Origin of the sequence: Roseomonas sp. E05, assembly GCF_030063475.1 — a bacterium.
In the GTDB taxonomy this organism is placed as follows: domain Bacteria; phylum Pseudomonadota; class Alphaproteobacteria; order Acetobacterales; family Acetobacteraceae; genus Pseudoroseomonas.
The window spans coordinates 447,979-463,223 of the sequence record NZ_JASIRT010000001.1; the positions used below are offsets into that span (position 1 = coordinate 447,979).

The following is a 15,245-nucleotide window of genomic DNA, read 5'->3' on the forward strand; positions in this document are numbered from 1 at the left end:
ATGTCCGAGGTGATCACTCCGAGCGGCGTCATCGGCCGTGACACGGTGCGGCAGGAAGCGCGCGCCAAGGTGACAGGCGTGGCGCGCTACCCCTCCGACATCCCGGTGCCAGACGCCGCGCATGCCTTCCTCGTCACCAGCGGCATCGCCCGGGGGCGTATCCTGGGCTGGCATCTGGAGGCGGCGCGGGCGGTGCCGGGTGTGCTGGACATCCTGACGAACGAGAACGCCGCCGGCGAGTCCAAGCCCATCCCGCCCACCAAAGGGGGCGGCGGCAGCACCACCACGCTGCAGTCGGACCGCATCTGGCACAGCGGCCAGATCATCGCGGTGGTGGTGGCGGAAAGCTTCGAGGCGGCGCGCGAGGCGGCGCACAAGGTGCGCGTGGACTATGCCGGCGAGGCGCCCGCCGCCAGCTTCGGCAGCCCGGGCGCGCAGGTACAGGTGCTGGAGGAAACCCTGGAGGGGCACGAGGACCCCAGGGTGGGCGATGCGGAGGCCGCCTTCATCGCCGGAGCGGTACGGGTGGACGCCTCCTACGGCACGCCGACCCAGCACCACAACCCGATCGAACTGTTCACCACCACCTGCTTCTGGGAGGACGACCGGCTCACCATCCTGGAACCCAGCCAGTTCGTGCAGGGGCTGGCGAACACGGTGGCAAAGCAGCTCGACATCGAGCCCGCAAAGGTGCGGGTGATCTCGCCGCTGGTCGGTGGCGCCTTCGGCTCGAAGGGCGGCGCCACGGCGCGCACCGCCTGGATCGCGGTCGCCGCCCGCCGGCTCGGCCGCCCGGTGAAGCTGGTGGCCAGCCGCAGCCAAGGCTTCACCATCGCCACCTACCGCGCCGAGACGCGGCAGCGCCTGCGCCTCGCCGCCGGGCGCGACGGCAGGCTGCAGGCGCTGCTGCACGAGGGCTGGGAGGTCACCTCGCGCCCCTCGAACTACAACGTGCAGGGCACGGAGACGACCGCGCGCATCTATGCCTGCCCGAATGTCTGGACGCGGGTGAACGTCGTGCATGCCGACCGCAACACGCCGGGCTTCATGCGCGCGCCCCCTGACCTGCCCTACGGCTTCGGCCTGGAAAGCGCGATGGACGAGCTGGCCATCGCGCTCGACATGGACCCGGTCGAGCTGCGGCGGATCAACGACACGCGGAAGGAGCCCATCAGGGGCCTGCCCTATACCAGCCGCAGCCTGATGCCCTGCTTCGATGCCGCCGCCGAGGCTTTTGGCTGGTCCCGCCGCGACAGGCGTCCGGGCAGCATGCGCGAGGGCGACTGGCGCATCGGCTGGGGCTGCGCCGCTTCCTTCTATCCCGCCAAGATCAGCGCCGCCTGCGCGCGCGTCACGCTTTCGGCGCGGAGCGTGCGGCTGGACATCGCCGCGCACGAGATCGGCACCGGCGCCTGGACGGTGCTGGCCATGACCGCGGCCGACCAGCTCGGCCTGGAGCCGGAGCAGGTGGAGGTGCATCTCGGCGACAGCACCTTGCCGGCGGCGGGCCTGGCGGCCGGCTCCAGCCACACCGCGAGCATCTGCAATGCCGTGGCCATGGCCTGCCGCGAACTGCGCGACCGCCTCACCCATGCGGCGGTGACGGCCAATGCGGGACCGCTCGCCGGCCAGGACCCGGCGCGGCTGCGCTTCGAGAAGGGCGCGCTATGCGGGGAAAGCGGTGCGGCAGAGCCGCTGGAGGCGCTTCTCGGGCGCACCGGCCCGGTCGAGGCCTATGCCGAGCACATCCCGCACGGCAACCCGCCGGACGCGCCTGACAAGCTGCGGCAGGGCATGCCGCAGACCACCGGCGGCGCGCAGCTTCCCGACCGCATCCAGTACGGCTTCGGCGCGCAGTTCGTCGAGGTGCGCGTGAACGCCCGCACCGGCGAGGTGCGTGTGCCGCGCATCACCGGCGCCTTCGCGGCGGGGCGGATCATCAATCCGCGCACCGCGCACAGCCAGCTGATGGGCGGGATGATCTGGGGTATCGGCTCGGCCCTGCTGGAGGCCACCGAGATCGACCGGCGCAACGCGCGCTACGTCAACGACAACATCGCGGAATACCTCATCCCGGTGAATGCCGACGTGCCCTCGGTCGAAGTCATCATGGTGCCGGAGGAGGACAGGCTGGTGAACCCGCTCGGCATCAAGGGGGTCGGCGAGCTGGGCTGCGTCGGCACCAACGCGGCGATCGCGAATGCCGTGCACCACGCCACCGGGCGGCGGCTGCGGCAATTGCCGATCCGGCCGGAGCACCTGCTGTAGGCAGGAACAAGTCCGGGGGAAGGAATTCCCCCGGGCCCCCATCTTCTTTTTGTCAGTTTGGCGCCGCGCTTTCCGGCCGAGCGGGAAACCCGAAGAAGAAAGATGGGGGTCTGGGGGAATTCCTTCCCCCAGCCTTTCACAGGCGGCTCAGAGGGCCACGGCGTAGGCCGGCCGGCGCGGATCGGCGCCCGCCAGCCGCAGCCCGGTGGCGGGGTCGCTGCGCACCGCCTCCACGCTGCCGGCCAGCCAGGTCCAGTCCGGCCAGTCCTTCACCTCGTGCCCGCGCGCCCGCAGGGCGTCCCGCGTCACGGGATCGATGCGGCCCTCCACCGCCAGCCGCGCCGGGAAGTAGTCATAGGGCGCGAAGGAGGATGGGAAGGAGTAGGAGGCGACGCGCGGCGCCTCGATCGCCTCCTGCAGGTCCATGCCGAAATGCAGGTGGTTGAGCAGCACCTGGAGCATGGCCTGGATCTGCACGTCGCCGCCCGGCGTGCCCAGGGGCATGACGCCGCCATCGCGCAGCACCACCATGGCCGGGTTGGGCGTCAGCCGAGGCCGCCGCCCTGGCCCGACGCCGCAGGGATGCGCGGGGTCGGGCCGCGACTGCGTGCCACGGCCGGAGGCGATGATGCCGAGGCCGGGAATAACCGGGCCGTTGTAGGTGCCGTCCGAGGGCGTGGCGGAGAAGGCGTTGCCCTCGGCATCCACCACGGCGACGTAGGAGGTGTCGGGCTCGATGGCCGGCATCGGGCGCGTGCTGGGAGGGGGCAGTTCGGTCCCTGCCCCGAGCAGCGGCTCCGGCATGCCGGGATGCGCCCGCGCCGGGTCCATGCCGGCGAGGCGGGCGGCGAGATGGGCCTCGCCCAGCAGGGCGTCGATCGGCACCTCGGCGAAGGCGGGGTCGGCGAAGTGGTATTCGCGGTCGGCCATCGCCGCCTTCAGGCACTCGGCCATCAGGTGCAGGTAGTCCGGGCTGTTGTGGGCCATGCCGTGGAAGCCGGCGCGCTCCATCAGCAGCAGCGCCTCCAGCAGCGCCGGGCCCTGGCACCAGGGGCCGCAGGTGGTCACCTGATGGCCACGCCAGCCGCGGGTGACGACCGGCTCCAGGCGGGAGTGGAAGCCGGCCATGTCCTCCGCCGAGAGATAGCCGCCCTCGGACTGGATGAAGTTCACGATCGTCCGGGCGATGTCGCCGCGGTAGAAGGCGTGGTGCGCGGCGGCCAGCCCGGCGAGCCGGCCCTTCGCCGCCGCCGCGCGCCGGTCCTCATCGGCCATGTGGCGCAGCATGGCGGCGAGGTCGGCCTGGCGGAACAGCGCCCCCTCCGGCGGCGGCGCGCCGCCCGGCAGAAAGATGGCGGCGTTGCTCGGCCAGCGCGCATAGTCCTTCACATGCTCGGCGATGCTGTCGGCCAGCAGCTTGTAGACGCGGAAGCCCTCCTCGGCGCAGCGGATGGCGGGCTCCGCCACCTGGGCGAAGCCGAGCCGGCCATGCCGCTCCAGCGCGGTGATCCAGGCATCCGGCGCGGCCGGCACCACGGTGCGCAGCACGCCCTGCGGCATACGCCCGCCATGTTCGCGCATGAAGAGATCCGCCGGCAGGGCGCGCGGCCAGTGACCGAGGCCGGCGATGCTCTCCATCGTGCCGTCGGCGCGGCGGATCAGGATCGGCGCCACGCCACCGATATTGACGATGTCCGGCTGCACCACGCCGAGCACCAGCCCGGCGGCGACCCCGGCGTCGATGGCGTTGCCGCCGGCCTCCAGGATGGCGAAGCCGGCGCTGGCGGCGAGATAGTGCCCGGCGCTGACGGCGTGCCGGGCACCGGCGATGAGGGGGCGCGTCGCCATCAGCGGGCGGCCTGCGCGGGGTGGGCGTAATAGGCGACCATCTGTTCGTCCATGCGGGGGGTGTACTCGACGCTCTTCTGCCCGGCGGCGATCGTCACCTGGTTGTAGAGCGGGATGATGGGGAAGCGCTCGATGGCGGCGCGCATGGCGCTGCGCAGCGCCGCCTCCCGGCCATCGTCCATGCGGATGATGGCGGCATCGATGATCCGGTCCATCTCCGGGTCGCTGAAGGCGCCGCGATTGCCCTGGCCGAAGGCCTGCGCGACGTTTCGCGTGTGGACCGAGGTCGAGAGGATGTAGCTCGGATCGCGCGAGGAGGAGAGCGAGAGGCCATAGAGCATCAGCGGCAGGTCGTTCTTGCCGTAGACGGTGCGCGGGAAGAAGATGCTGCTCGGCTGCGTCTCCACCTTGGCCTGCAGCCCCAGCCGGGCGAGCATCTGCCCCACCACCTGGCAGACCCGTGCGTCGTTGACGAAGCGGTTGTTGGTGCAGCCGACCGTCAGGCCGAAGCCGTCGGGGTAGCCGGCCTCGGCGAGCAGGCGCCGCGCCGCGTCGGGGTCGGCGCGCGGCGCCGGGAAATCCGGGTCATGACCGGCGAACTGCTCGGGCACCATCTGGCCGGTGGGAATCGCCTGCCCGTCCATGGCGCGCTCGGCCAGGGCCTGGCGGTCCATCGCCAGGGAGAGCGCCCGCCGCACCCGCACATCGCGCAGCGGGTTCTCCTTCAGCGGCTGCCCCTGGGCGTCGGTCAGCAGCGGCAGCGTCTCCGCGCCGACCTGCGGGATCAGGAACATGATGCGGTCGGAGTTGCGCTTGAAGACGCGCACCTGCCCCTCGCGCTCCAGCCGCGCCGCATCGGCGGGGGCGACGTCCTCGATCAGGTCCACGTCGCCGGCGAGCAGCGCCGCGATGCGCGCGGCGTCATTGCCGATGACGCGCAGGCTGACATGCCCATAGGCCGCCTTCTCGCCCCAGAAGGCCTCGTTGCGGGTGAGCGACATGCCCTCGGCGCCGCGGAAATTCTCCAGCCGGAAGGGGCCGGTGCCGATCGCCGCCTTGCCGGAGGTGAAGTCGGCCGTGCTGGCATTCTCCGCGGCCCGCCTGGAGACGACGAAGATGTTGGTGAGCTGCCCCATCAGCGTCGGGTTCGGTCGGTCGGTGGTCAGCCGCACCGTGTAGGGGTCCACCACCTGCACGTCCCGGAGGGTGCGCAGGTTGGAGGTATAGGGGCCGGGGTTGTTCGGCACCTTCGGCACGCGCGCCAGGGTGAAGGCGACGTCCTCGGCGGTGAAGGGGCTGCCGTCATGGAAGGTGACGCCACGGCGCAGTTTCAGCTCCCAGGTGGTCTCGTCCACCGCCCGCCAGGCCTCGACGATGCCTGGCACCATCCGGCTTTCCGGGTCGCGGTTGATCAGGCTGTCATAGAGATGACGCGCCGCCGCCATGTTCGGCCCGACGAAGAGAAAATGCGGGTCGATGCCGAAGGGCGCCTGCACGCCGACGGTGAGTTGCTGCGCCTGGGCCGGGGCGGCGAGGCCGAGCGCGAGGCCGAGAAGGGCGAGGCGGGCCGGAAGTCGGGAAAGCCGGGCTCTGCGCAAGGCGGGTGCTCCTCTGCTGCCTGGGCGGAGCCGCCGGTCCTGCACGGCCGTGGCGCATCGCTGCGGGCCTTCGCGGCGAGGCCAGGCGGAGCAGGCGGTGCGCCGCGAAGATGTTGCACAGGCATCCAAGCAGATTCAGGCGACGGCGCAAGTCCGCGGGGCGGCGCCTGGCACGCCCTGCGAGCCCTCGGCGCCGCGCTTCCTCCCCCGCCCACTCTCCGGGTGCTTCAGCAGCGTTCACGCTTCCGGCGCGTGAAATCTGCCGGGGAGGTGAAGTCGCTTCAGCTTGATGTGGATCATGGCGTCGCTCACAGTCATCGCTTCAGGCTTGGGAATTCAGGCTTCTTGGGCGCGGGTTGAGTGATCGGCGGCCCTGCCGGGGCCGCCGGTGGCTTGTCCCGCGCCGCTGTCGGAGAAACGGACATCCATGAGGGTGCTCTTCGTCACCAGCGAGTTCGCGGGGCTCGCCAAGGCAGGGGGGCTCGGGGATGTCTCCGCAGCCCTGCCCCGCGCCCTGATCAGGCAAGGCGTCGATATCCGCGTGGTGATGCCGGCCTATCCGGACGTGCTGGCGCGCACCTCCGGCGTGGAAGTGGTCGGCGAGTTGCCCGGGCGGGCGGAAATCCCTCCCTGCAGCATCGGCCGGGTGCGGCTGGAGGATGGGCTGATCCTCTACCTGCTCATCGCGCCCGCGCTCTATGACCGGCCGGGCAATCCCTACTGCGCGCCCGGTGGCGAGGAATGGCCGGACCAGGACCTGCGCTTCGGCCGCCTCTCGCTGGCCGCGGCGGACATGGCGCGCGGCATCGGCGGGCTGGGCTGGGTGCCCGACCTGCTGCATGTGAACGACTGGCCTGGCAGCCTCGCCCCCGCCTACCTGCACTGGGACGGCGCCACCGTGCCGAGCCTGCTGACGGCGCACAACGTGGCGCATCAGGGCGTCTTCCCCGCCGGCCGCCGCGCCGCGCTCGGCATCCCGGAGAGCGCCTTCGCCATGGAGGGGGTGGAGTTCTACGGCAATATCGCCTTCCTGAAGGCCGGGCTGTTCTATGCCAGCCATGTCTGCGCCGTCAGCCGGACCTATGCGCGGGAGATCACCACCCCGGAATTCGGCGGCGGCCTGCACGGACTGCTCGCCGGGCTGGCCGAGCAGGGTCGCCTCTCCGGCATCGTCAACGGCATCGACGAGAGCTGGGATCCGGCGCGCGACCCCTACCTGCCCTACCACTTCCAGGCCGAGGACCAGCTCGGCAAGCGGAAGCTGGCCGAGCTGGTGCGCACCAGCCTCTGCCTGGAGCATTCCGAGGGGCCGCTTTTCGCCATCGTCTCGCGCCTCGTTCACCAGAAGGGGCTGGACCTGGTGGCGGAAGCGGCGCCGGAGATCGTCCGCATGGGCGGGCAGATCGCCATCCTCGGCATGGGGCAGCCCGCGGTCGAGCAGCTGCTGCACCGCGTCTCCCGCGCCCACCGCGACCAGATCGGCCTGCTGGTCGGCTTCAACGAGCCGATGGCGCACCGGATCATCGCCGGCAGCGACTTCCTGCTGATGCCCTCCCGCTTCGAACCCTGCGGGCTGACCCAGTTGCAGGCGCAGCATTGCGGCACCCTGCCGATCGCGCATGCCACGGGCGGACTGGTGGACACCATCGAGGATGGCGGCACCGGCCTGCTGTTCGAGGAGGCCAGCGTGGAGGGGCTGCTCGGTGCCTGCCGGCGTGCCTTCGAGGTGTTCTCCCGCCCCGCCGAGCTGCTGCGGATGCGAGGGCGGGCGATGGCCCGCGCCTTCAGCTGGGGCCGCTCGGCCGAGCATTACCGGGAACTCTACAGCCTTCTGCTGGACGGCTCAGAGCCATCCTCAAAACCGCAGCCCCGCCCGAAGCGGCTGATGCGGCGCTCCGGCCTGGTCCGGGCGGCCTGACCGGGCGGCCCGACCGGGCGCGCCGCCGCGCGGCTGACCTGGATCAGGTCGCCCGCGCGCGGAACGTGGCTTCCTGACCAGGGGGCGGGCGATCCGCTGCAAGGCTGAAGGAAAGTCGCATGGAGCCGACTGCAGCGGCAGGGTCTTGCCGCAGGAGGCGGCGCGGGCCGGGCGCGCCGCTGCCGGACGACCTCGCGATAGCGCCCGGCGCGCCGCTGCCGCTCGGCGCCTCCGAGACCAGCGACGGCTACAACATCGCCGTGGTCAGCCGCCACGCGACGCGGCTCTCGGTCGTCCTGTTCGATCCGCAGGGCGCGGTGCTGCGCACCATTCCGCTCGATCCCGTCCTGCACCGGACAGGGGATGTCTGGCACCTGCGGATCGCCGGCGCGCTGCAGGGCTGCGCCTATGCGCTGCGGGCCGAAGGCCCCTGGGCGCCGGAGGAAGGGCACCGCTTCGATCCGCGCGCCCTGCTGCTCGACCCCTACGCCACCGCCCTCACCGGCCGCCCCCGCCCCGGCGAGGCGCGCTGCCTGCTCGCCGACCGCCGCTTCGACTGGGAGGGCGACGCGCCGCCCCGGCATGCCTGGCGCGACACGGTCATCTACGAGACGCATGTGCGCGGCTTCACCCTGCATCCCTCCTCCGGCGTGCTGCATGCGGGGCGCTTCCTCGGCGTGGCGGAGATGATTCCCTATCTCCAGGCGCTCGGCGTCACCGCCGTGGAGCTGATGCCGGTGCAGGAGGCGCCGGAACTGACGCCCGCCGGTCCGGCGGGCGGGCCGCCGCGCCCCGACTACTGGGGCTATGACCCGGTCGCGCTCTTTGCGCCACGCATTGCCTATGCGAGCGCCGGGCCGGGCGCCGCGGTCAACGAGTTCAGGACCATGGTGCGGGCGCTGCACCGCGCCGGGATCGAGGTGATCCTGGACGTGGTCTTCAACCACACCGCCGAGGGTGGCGAGAGCGGCCCGACCTTCTCCTTCCGGGGCCTCGACAATGCCATCTACTACCTGCTGCGGCCGGATGGCGGCTATGCCGACTACACGGGCTGCCGCAACACGTTGAACTGCAACCACCCGGTCGTCCGCTCCCTGCTGGTGGACTGCCTGCGCCACTGGGTGACGGAGATGCATGTGGACGGCTTCCGTTTCGACCTGGCCGCCGTGCTCGGGCGCGGCGAGGACGGGCGCCTGCTGGCCAACCCGCCGCTGCTGGAGCAGATCGCCGAGGACCCGGTGCTGCGTGGCACCAAGCTAATCGCCGAGGCCTGGGACATGGCCGGCGCCTTTGAGCTGGGGCGCTTCCCGGGCGACCGCTGGGCGGAGTGGAACGCCCGCTACCGCGACGATGTCCGCCGCTTCTGGCGCGGAGATCCGGGCATGACCGGCGCCTTCGCCACGCGGCTCTGCGGCAGCGAGGATCTCTATGGCGGCCACGGCGCGGGGCCGCTGCGCAGCATCAACTTCGTCACCTGCCATGACGGCCCCACGCTGAACGACCTCGTCAGCTATGCACGCCCCCACAATGAGGCGAATGGCGAGGCGGCGGCCCCTCCGCTGGAGGCCTGGGGCGAGAACAACGGCCATGAGGGACCGGCCGCGGACCCGGGGACCGAGGCCGTGCGGGCGCGGCAGGTGCGCAACATGCTCGCCACCCTGATGCTCTCGCGCGGCGTGCCCATGCTGCTCGGCGGCGACGAGTTCCGCCGCACGCAGCAGGGCAACACCAATGCCTGGTGCCAGGACAACACGATCTCCTGGTACGACTGGGCCGAGGCACGCCGCCATGCGGACCTGATCCGCTTCGTGCGCGGCCTCGCCGGCTTCCGGCGCGCACATCCCGTCCTCTCGGCCGAGCGCTTCTACACGGCGGACGAAATCGCCTGGTTCGGCCCGGAAGGCGGTCCGCCGGACTGGGGGGGCGCGGAGAATCTCCTGGGCTGCAGGATCGCGGAAGGCGGCGCCGCGCCAGGGGCGCTGTGCCTGCTGTTCAATGCCAGCCGGAGTCGGAGCGTGACGTTCCGCCTGCCCTCCCCGCCGGCCGGCGCCTGGCGCATCGCCATCGACACCGCTGCGGCGCCTCCCGATGATGTGACCGACCCAGGTGCCGAGCCGCAAGCCGGCGATAGCCTGCGCCTGCCGCCAAGGTCTTTACTCGTCCTGGTATCCCGCTGACGGAGGCCGCCCGTGACGTCCCTCGACCGCTTTCTGCCGCACACCTGCATCGCCTACCTCTCCATGGAAATCGCGCTGGAGCCGGGAATCCCGACCTATTCGGGCGGCCTTGGCGTGCTGGCGGGCGACACGGTGCGCTCCTGCGCGGATCTGGAACTGCCGATGGTCTTTGTCACGCTGATCAGCCGGCAGGGCTATCTGCGGCAGAGCATCGCGCCCGATGGCAGCCAGCAGGAAAGCGCCGACCCCTGGAATCCCGCCGACCACGCGGAGCCGCTGGACGCGGCGGTGGCGGTGCGCATCGATGGGCGGCCGGTCTGGATCCTGCCCTGGCTCTACCGGCATGAGTGCCCGCATGGCGGCTGTGCGCCGGTCATCCTGCTCGATACAAACCTGGAGGTGAACGACCCGGCCGACCGCAGCATCACCGACCGGCTCTACGGCGATGGCGAGGACCTGCGCCTCAAGCAGGAGATCGTGCTCGGCATCGGCGGCGAGCGCATCCTGCGCGCGCTGGGCTTCGAGATCACCACCTGGCATCTCAACGAGGGCCATGCGGCGCTGCTGCCCCTCTCGCTGCTGCGGCGGCATCCGCTGGGCAGGGACGAGCCCCTCTCCACCGCGCTGCGCTACGACGCGGAACCGGTGCGGGAGCGCTGCGTGTTCACCACGCACACGCCGGTGGAGGCGGGACATGACCGCTTCTCCTACGATCTGGTGCACCGGATGATGGGCGACTTCTTCGAGATCGGGCAGCTGAGGCAGCTGGCCGGCGCGGAGGAGCTGAACATGACGCGCCTCGCCCTGAACCTCAGCGGCTGGGTCAACGGCGTCGCCGCGCGCCATGCCGAAACGGCGCAGCGCATGTTCCCGGGCTACCACATCCATGCCGTGACCAACGGCGTGCATGTGCCGACCTGGACGCACCCGGCCTTCGCTGCGCTGTTCCAGCAGGTGGCGCCGGAATGGGCGCATGACCCCGGCACGCTGCGCGGCGCCGACCACCTGCCGGACGAGGCGGTATGGACCGCGCATATGCAGGCCAAGGGCGAATTGCTCGAGGAGGTGCGGCAGCGCTGCGGCACGGCGCTCGACCCCGCCCTGCCGCTGATCGTCTTCGCGCGGCGGATGACGGGCTATAAGCGCGCCGACCTGCTGTTCTCCGACCTCGCCCAGCTGCGCAGGATCGCCAGGGAATTCCCTTTCCAGGTGCTGATGGCCGGCAAGGCACACCCGCGCGACGAAGGCGGCAAGACATTGATCCGCGAGGTGCACGCGCATGCCAGGGAGCTGGCCGGCACGTTGCCCGTCGTTTTCGTGCCGAACTATGAGATGGGGCTGGCGAAGAAGATGGTGGCCGGCGCCGATATCTGGCTGAACACGCCGCTGCCGCCGATGGAAGCCTCCGGCACCAGCGGCATGAAGGCGGCCCTGAACGGCGTGCCGCATCTCAGCGTGCTGGATGGCTGGTGGGCGGAGGCCTGTGAGGAAGGTGCGAATGGCTGGGCCATCGGCAGCGACGGCGGCGCGCCCTCGCAGCACGCCGGGGAGCTTTACGACAAGCTCTGGAGCACCGTCCTGCCCCTCTGGCACCACGACCGCGCGGGCTGGATCGCGCTGATGAAGCAGGTCATCTCCCGCTCCGGCTCGCGCTTCAACAGCCAGCGCATGATGCGGCGCTACGCGACGGAAGCCTATCTGCGCTGAACGGCCCCGGAGGGAGGTCGGGGAAAGGAATTCCCCCGCCTTCCTTCTTTTTCCTGTCCGTTCAGCGCTCCCCTCCCCCGGAATTCACCGGCGGAATGATTCTGCGACGCCAGGGATGGCCAAGCCGGAGCGGCCATCGTTCAATGGCGGCCTGTTGTCCCCTGCCGTGCGGAGGAAACCCGATGTCCCACGTCCTGCACCGCACCGTGCGCGCCGAGCCGGAGGTCGCGGTCCGCGGCGAAGGCATCATGCTGACCCTGGCCGACGGACGGCAGATCATCGACGCCGCCGGTGGGGCCGCGGTCGCCTGCCTCGGGCACGGCAACCGCCGTGTCATCGAGGCGATCGCGGCGCAGGCGCGGCAGGTCAGCTACATCCACACCGGCTTCTTCACCTCGGCACCCGCCGAGGCCCTGGCAGACCAGTTGCTGGGCCACGAGCCAGGCGGGCTGACCCGCGCCTTCTTCGTCTCCTCCGGCTCCGAGGCGATGGAAAGCGCGCTGAAAATGGCGCGGCAGTATTTCATCGAGCTGGGCCAGCCGCAGCGGACGCATTTCATCTCCCGGCGCCAGGGCTATCACGGCAACACCCTCGGCGCGCTCGCCGCCAGCGGCCATCCCGCCCGCCGCGGCATCTACGAGCCCGTGCTGTCACAGAGCTTCAGCCGCGTTTCGCCCTGCTTCGCCTATCGCGAGCAGGGCGACGGTGAGAGCGACGCGGAGTATGTCGCGCGGCTCGCCGCCGAGCTGGAAGCGGAGTTCCAGCGCATCGGGCCGGACAAGGTGATCGCCTTCTGTGCCGAGACCATCGTCGGCGCCGCCACGGGCTGCGTCACCGCCCTGCCCGGCTATTTCAAAGCCGTTCGCGAGGTCTGCGACCGGCATGGCGCATTGCTGATCCTCGACGAGGTGATGAGCGGCATGGGCCGCAGCGGCACCACCCATGCCTGGGAGCAGGAGGGCATCGTGCCCGACCTTCAGGCGGTGGCGAAGGGACTGGGCGGCGGCTATCAGCCGATCGGCGCGCTGCTGGTCTCCCGCCGGGTGATGGCGGCGCTGGAGGCCGGCAGCGGCGGCTTCGTGCATGGCCACACCTATCAGGCACATCCCCTCGCCTGCGCGGCCGCGCTCGAAGTCCAGCGCATCATCGCCGAGGAGAACCTGCTCGCCAATGTCCGCGCCATGGGCGCGCGGCTGGAGGCGGGGCTGATCGAGCGCTTCGGCAACCACGCGCATGTCGGCGACATCCGCGGGCGGGGCCTGTTCCGCGCGCTGGAGTTTGTCGAGGACCGCGCGAGCAAGCGGCCCTTCGACCCGGCGCGGGGCCTCGCGACGCGCCTCAAGGATGCCGGGCTGGCGCATGGCATCGCTGCCTATCCCTGCTCCGGCACGATTGACGGGAAGCGCGGCGAGCACCTGATCGTGGCGCCGCCCTACAACGTCACGCCGGCGGAGATCGACAGCATTGTCGAACGCCTTGGCGACAGCGTGGAGGCTGCGCTGCGCTGAGGCGGACCACGGGGCCCGGGGTGGCCGCGGCCACCTCGGCGGGGGTTTGCCCTAAGCGGCGGCGTGGCGGTTGGGCGGCCGGCGGAGGCCGAGATGCTCCCTCAGGGTGCTTCCCTCATAGCCCCTGCGCATCAGCCCGCGCCGTTGCAATTCCGGGACCACCTTCCCGACGAAGGCGGCAAGCCCGCCCGGCAACAGGCTGAAGGTCAGCATGAAGCCGTCGCAGGCGCCGCCGGTGAACCATTCCTCCAGCCGGTCCGCCACCTGCACGGGCGTGCCGCGCAGCGTCTGCCGGCCGCGCTCGTAGCGCAGGTAGAGCTGGCGCAGCGTCAGCCCTTCAGCCCGGATCAGATGCACGATATGGTCGAAGAAAGCCTTGTGGAAATTGGCGGATTTCGGGATGCGGTCCTCCGGGATCGGCTCGTCGAGCGGCAGGTCGGAGAGGTCGGTCTCCAGGTCCATGCCGAGATACATGCGGCCGACATCGGGGTGGATGAGGTGCTGCAGCGTCTGGTGCAGGTCCTCGGCCTCCTGCGCGCTGTCGGCGATCAGCAACGGCATGCCGGCCAGCACCCTGAGGTCCTCCGGCTGGCGTCCGTACTTCGCCATGCGCCCCTTGAGGTCGTGGTAGAAGGCCCGGCTGCCTTCCAGGGTGCCCTCGGAGGAGAACACCACCTCCGCCGTCTCCGCCGCCAGCTCCTTGCCTGCCTCGGAGGCGCCGGCCTGGATGATCACCGGCTGCCCCTGCGGCGTGCGCTCGATGTTCAGCGCGCCGCGGACGCGGAAATGCCTGCCCTCGTGCTGCACCGGGTGCTGCTTGGCGGGGTCGAAGAACAGGCCGGAACTGCGGTCGCGCAGGAAGGCGCCGTCCTCCCAGCTGTCCCACAGTGCCTGCACGACCTGGACGAACTCGCGCGCCCGCTCGTAGCGCTCGGCATGCGGCGGCAGGCGGTCCAAACCGAAGTTGCGCGCGGCGAAGTCGTTGGCGGAGGTGACGACGTTCCAGGCGGCGCGCCCATGGCTGATGTGGTCGAGCGAGGCGAATTGCCGGGCGATGTTGTAGGGCTCGCTGAAGCTGGTGCTGGCGGTGCCGCCGAGGCCGATATGGCGCGTTGCGCCGGCGAGGGCGGAGAGCAGCGTCAGCGGCTCCAGCACGTTCATGTAGAGCGGCATGCGGCTGAAGCCCGCCAGGTTGCTGGTCCGCGCCGCCGGCGTGTCGGCGATGAAGAAGAGGTCGAACAGGCCGCGCTCGGCGAGTTGCGCCGTCTCGCGGTGCCATTCGATGCTGGTGGAGGCGTCCGCCCGGGTCTCCGGGTGGAGCCAGGAGGCGATGTGCGAGCCCGTGGCGCCCACCAGGATGGCGAGCGCCATCCTCCGCTTCTCCGTCATTTCGGTCTCCTCTCCTCGACGGTATTCAGTCGCGCGCCGCCTGCGCCGGCAGGGCGAAGATCGAGCCCCAGCGCGCCATCGGCGCCATCCCTGCGCCCGCGAGGTGCAGCGCCTTCCACAGCACGGTGGCGATGCTGTCATAGACCGGCAGGCCCAGTTCCGCCTCCAGCAGCGGCACGCGCAGGGCGCCGCGCAGGTTGGTGCAGACCACGGCGACCGCCTGCGGCCCCGCGGCGGCCACCTCCCGCACCATGCGCTCCACCCTTGCCTCCTCCACCGCCGCGAAGGCGAAGTTCTCCTGCAGCCCGAGATGCCGCTCCGCCACGCAGTCCACGCCGATCCCTGCATAGTTGGCGATGATCTTCGCCTGCAGGTCGCCACGGTAGGGCGTCACCAGGCCCATGCGCGTCACGCCGGTGCTGGCCAGGATTTCATTCAGCGCCAGCATCGAGGTGGTCGCAGGAATGCCGGTGGCCTCCGTGATGCGGCGGCAGAGCCGCGCATCGGCCTCGAAGCCGAGCCAGCCGCCGGAGGTGCCGCTCCAGCCGATCACATCCACCCGCGCATCGGCCAGCAGTTCCGCCGCGCGCAGGATGGCGCTGTCGTCGAACTGCGCCAGCGCGGCGGGCGAGAGCGCGATCTCGGTGACGCGGAAGCGCGCGAAATGCGCGGAGGTCCCGGGCAGCACGGCGAGCATCGCCTGCGTCAGCGGCTCCAGCACGGTGTTGGAGGACGGCGTCAGGATGCCGAGGCGAATGCGGGGTTCACTCATCGATCCTCTCCTGCGGGGACAGGCATGACCCTCCACCGCTGCGGACGCCCGGCCTCCCCG

General features: G+C 71.1%; 9 protein-coding genes. 5 read left to right on the forward strand and 4 right to left on the reverse strand.

Annotation, left to right across the window (positions count from 1 at the left end; translation table 11 throughout):
* Nucleotides 1–2,268 (forward strand): xanthine dehydrogenase family protein molybdopterin-binding subunit, encoded by a 2,268-nt coding sequence (locus tag QMO56_RS02160; protein WP_283523378.1) that lies wholly within the window; start codon nt 1–3, stop codon nt 2,266–2,268.
* A 147-nt stretch (nt 2,269–2,415) separates the two neighbouring features.
* Here the strand turns inward: QMO56_RS02160 and QMO56_RS02165 are convergent, their stop codons facing one another.
* Nucleotides 2,416–4,116, reverse strand: coding sequence for a gamma-glutamyltransferase family protein (locus QMO56_RS02165; RefSeq protein ID WP_283523379.1), 1,701 nt, complete (start codon nt 4,114–4,116; stop codon nt 2,416–2,418).
* Nucleotides 4,116–5,714: an ABC transporter substrate-binding protein gene (locus QMO56_RS02170; protein ID WP_283523380.1), complete on the reverse strand. Its 1,599-nt coding sequence runs from the start codon at nt 5,712–5,714 to the stop codon at nt 4,116–4,118. The genes QMO56_RS02165 and QMO56_RS02170 overlap by 1 nt, the downstream gene beginning before the upstream one ends.
* A 388-nt stretch (nt 5,715–6,102) precedes the next feature.
* Between QMO56_RS02170 and glgA the strand changes: the two genes are divergently transcribed.
* The 4 genes from glgA to QMO56_RS02190 all read left to right on the forward strand — a co-directional run bounded on the left by glgA (nt 6,103) and on the right by QMO56_RS02190 (nt 13,024).
* Complete coding sequence (gene glgA / locus QMO56_RS02175; protein WP_408906493.1) at nt 6,103–7,632, forward strand: glycogen synthase GlgA; 1,530 nt, start codon at nt 6,103–6,105, stop codon at nt 7,630–7,632.
* Nucleotides 7,633–7,751: 119 nt separating this feature from the next.
* On the forward strand, nt 7,752–9,809 hold the full coding sequence (locus QMO56_RS02180; protein WP_283523382.1) for a glycogen-debranching protein: 2,058 nt from the start codon (nt 7,752–7,754) through the stop codon (nt 9,807–9,809).
* 12 nt (nt 9,810–9,821) lie between these two features.
* Nucleotides 9,822–11,516 carry an alpha-glucan family phosphorylase gene (gene glgP / locus QMO56_RS02185; protein ID WP_283523383.1) on the forward strand — a complete coding sequence of 565 codons (1,695 nt, stop codon included), beginning with the start codon at nt 9,822–9,824 and terminating at the stop codon, nt 11,514–11,516.
* Between the two features lie 182 nt (nt 11,517–11,698).
* Nucleotides 11,699–13,024: an aspartate aminotransferase family protein gene (locus QMO56_RS02190; protein WP_283523384.1), complete on the forward strand. Its 1,326-nt coding sequence runs from the start codon at nt 11,699–11,701 to the stop codon at nt 13,022–13,024.
* 51 nt (nt 13,025–13,075) lie between these two features.
* Here the strand turns inward: QMO56_RS02190 and QMO56_RS02195 are convergent, their stop codons facing one another.
* Together QMO56_RS02195 and QMO56_RS02200 are read right to left on the reverse strand one after the other, a co-directional pair.
* Nucleotides 13,076–14,413, reverse strand: coding sequence for an LLM class flavin-dependent oxidoreductase (locus tag QMO56_RS02195; protein WP_283523385.1), 1,338 nt, complete (start codon nt 14,411–14,413; stop codon nt 13,076–13,078).
* Nucleotides 14,414–14,438: 25 nt separating this feature from the next.
* A complete protein-coding gene (locus QMO56_RS02200; RefSeq protein WP_283523386.1) occupies nt 14,439–15,185 on the reverse strand; it encodes an aspartate/glutamate racemase family protein in 747 nt (248 codons plus the stop codon).
* Nucleotides 15,186–15,245 lie beyond the last annotated feature (60 nt).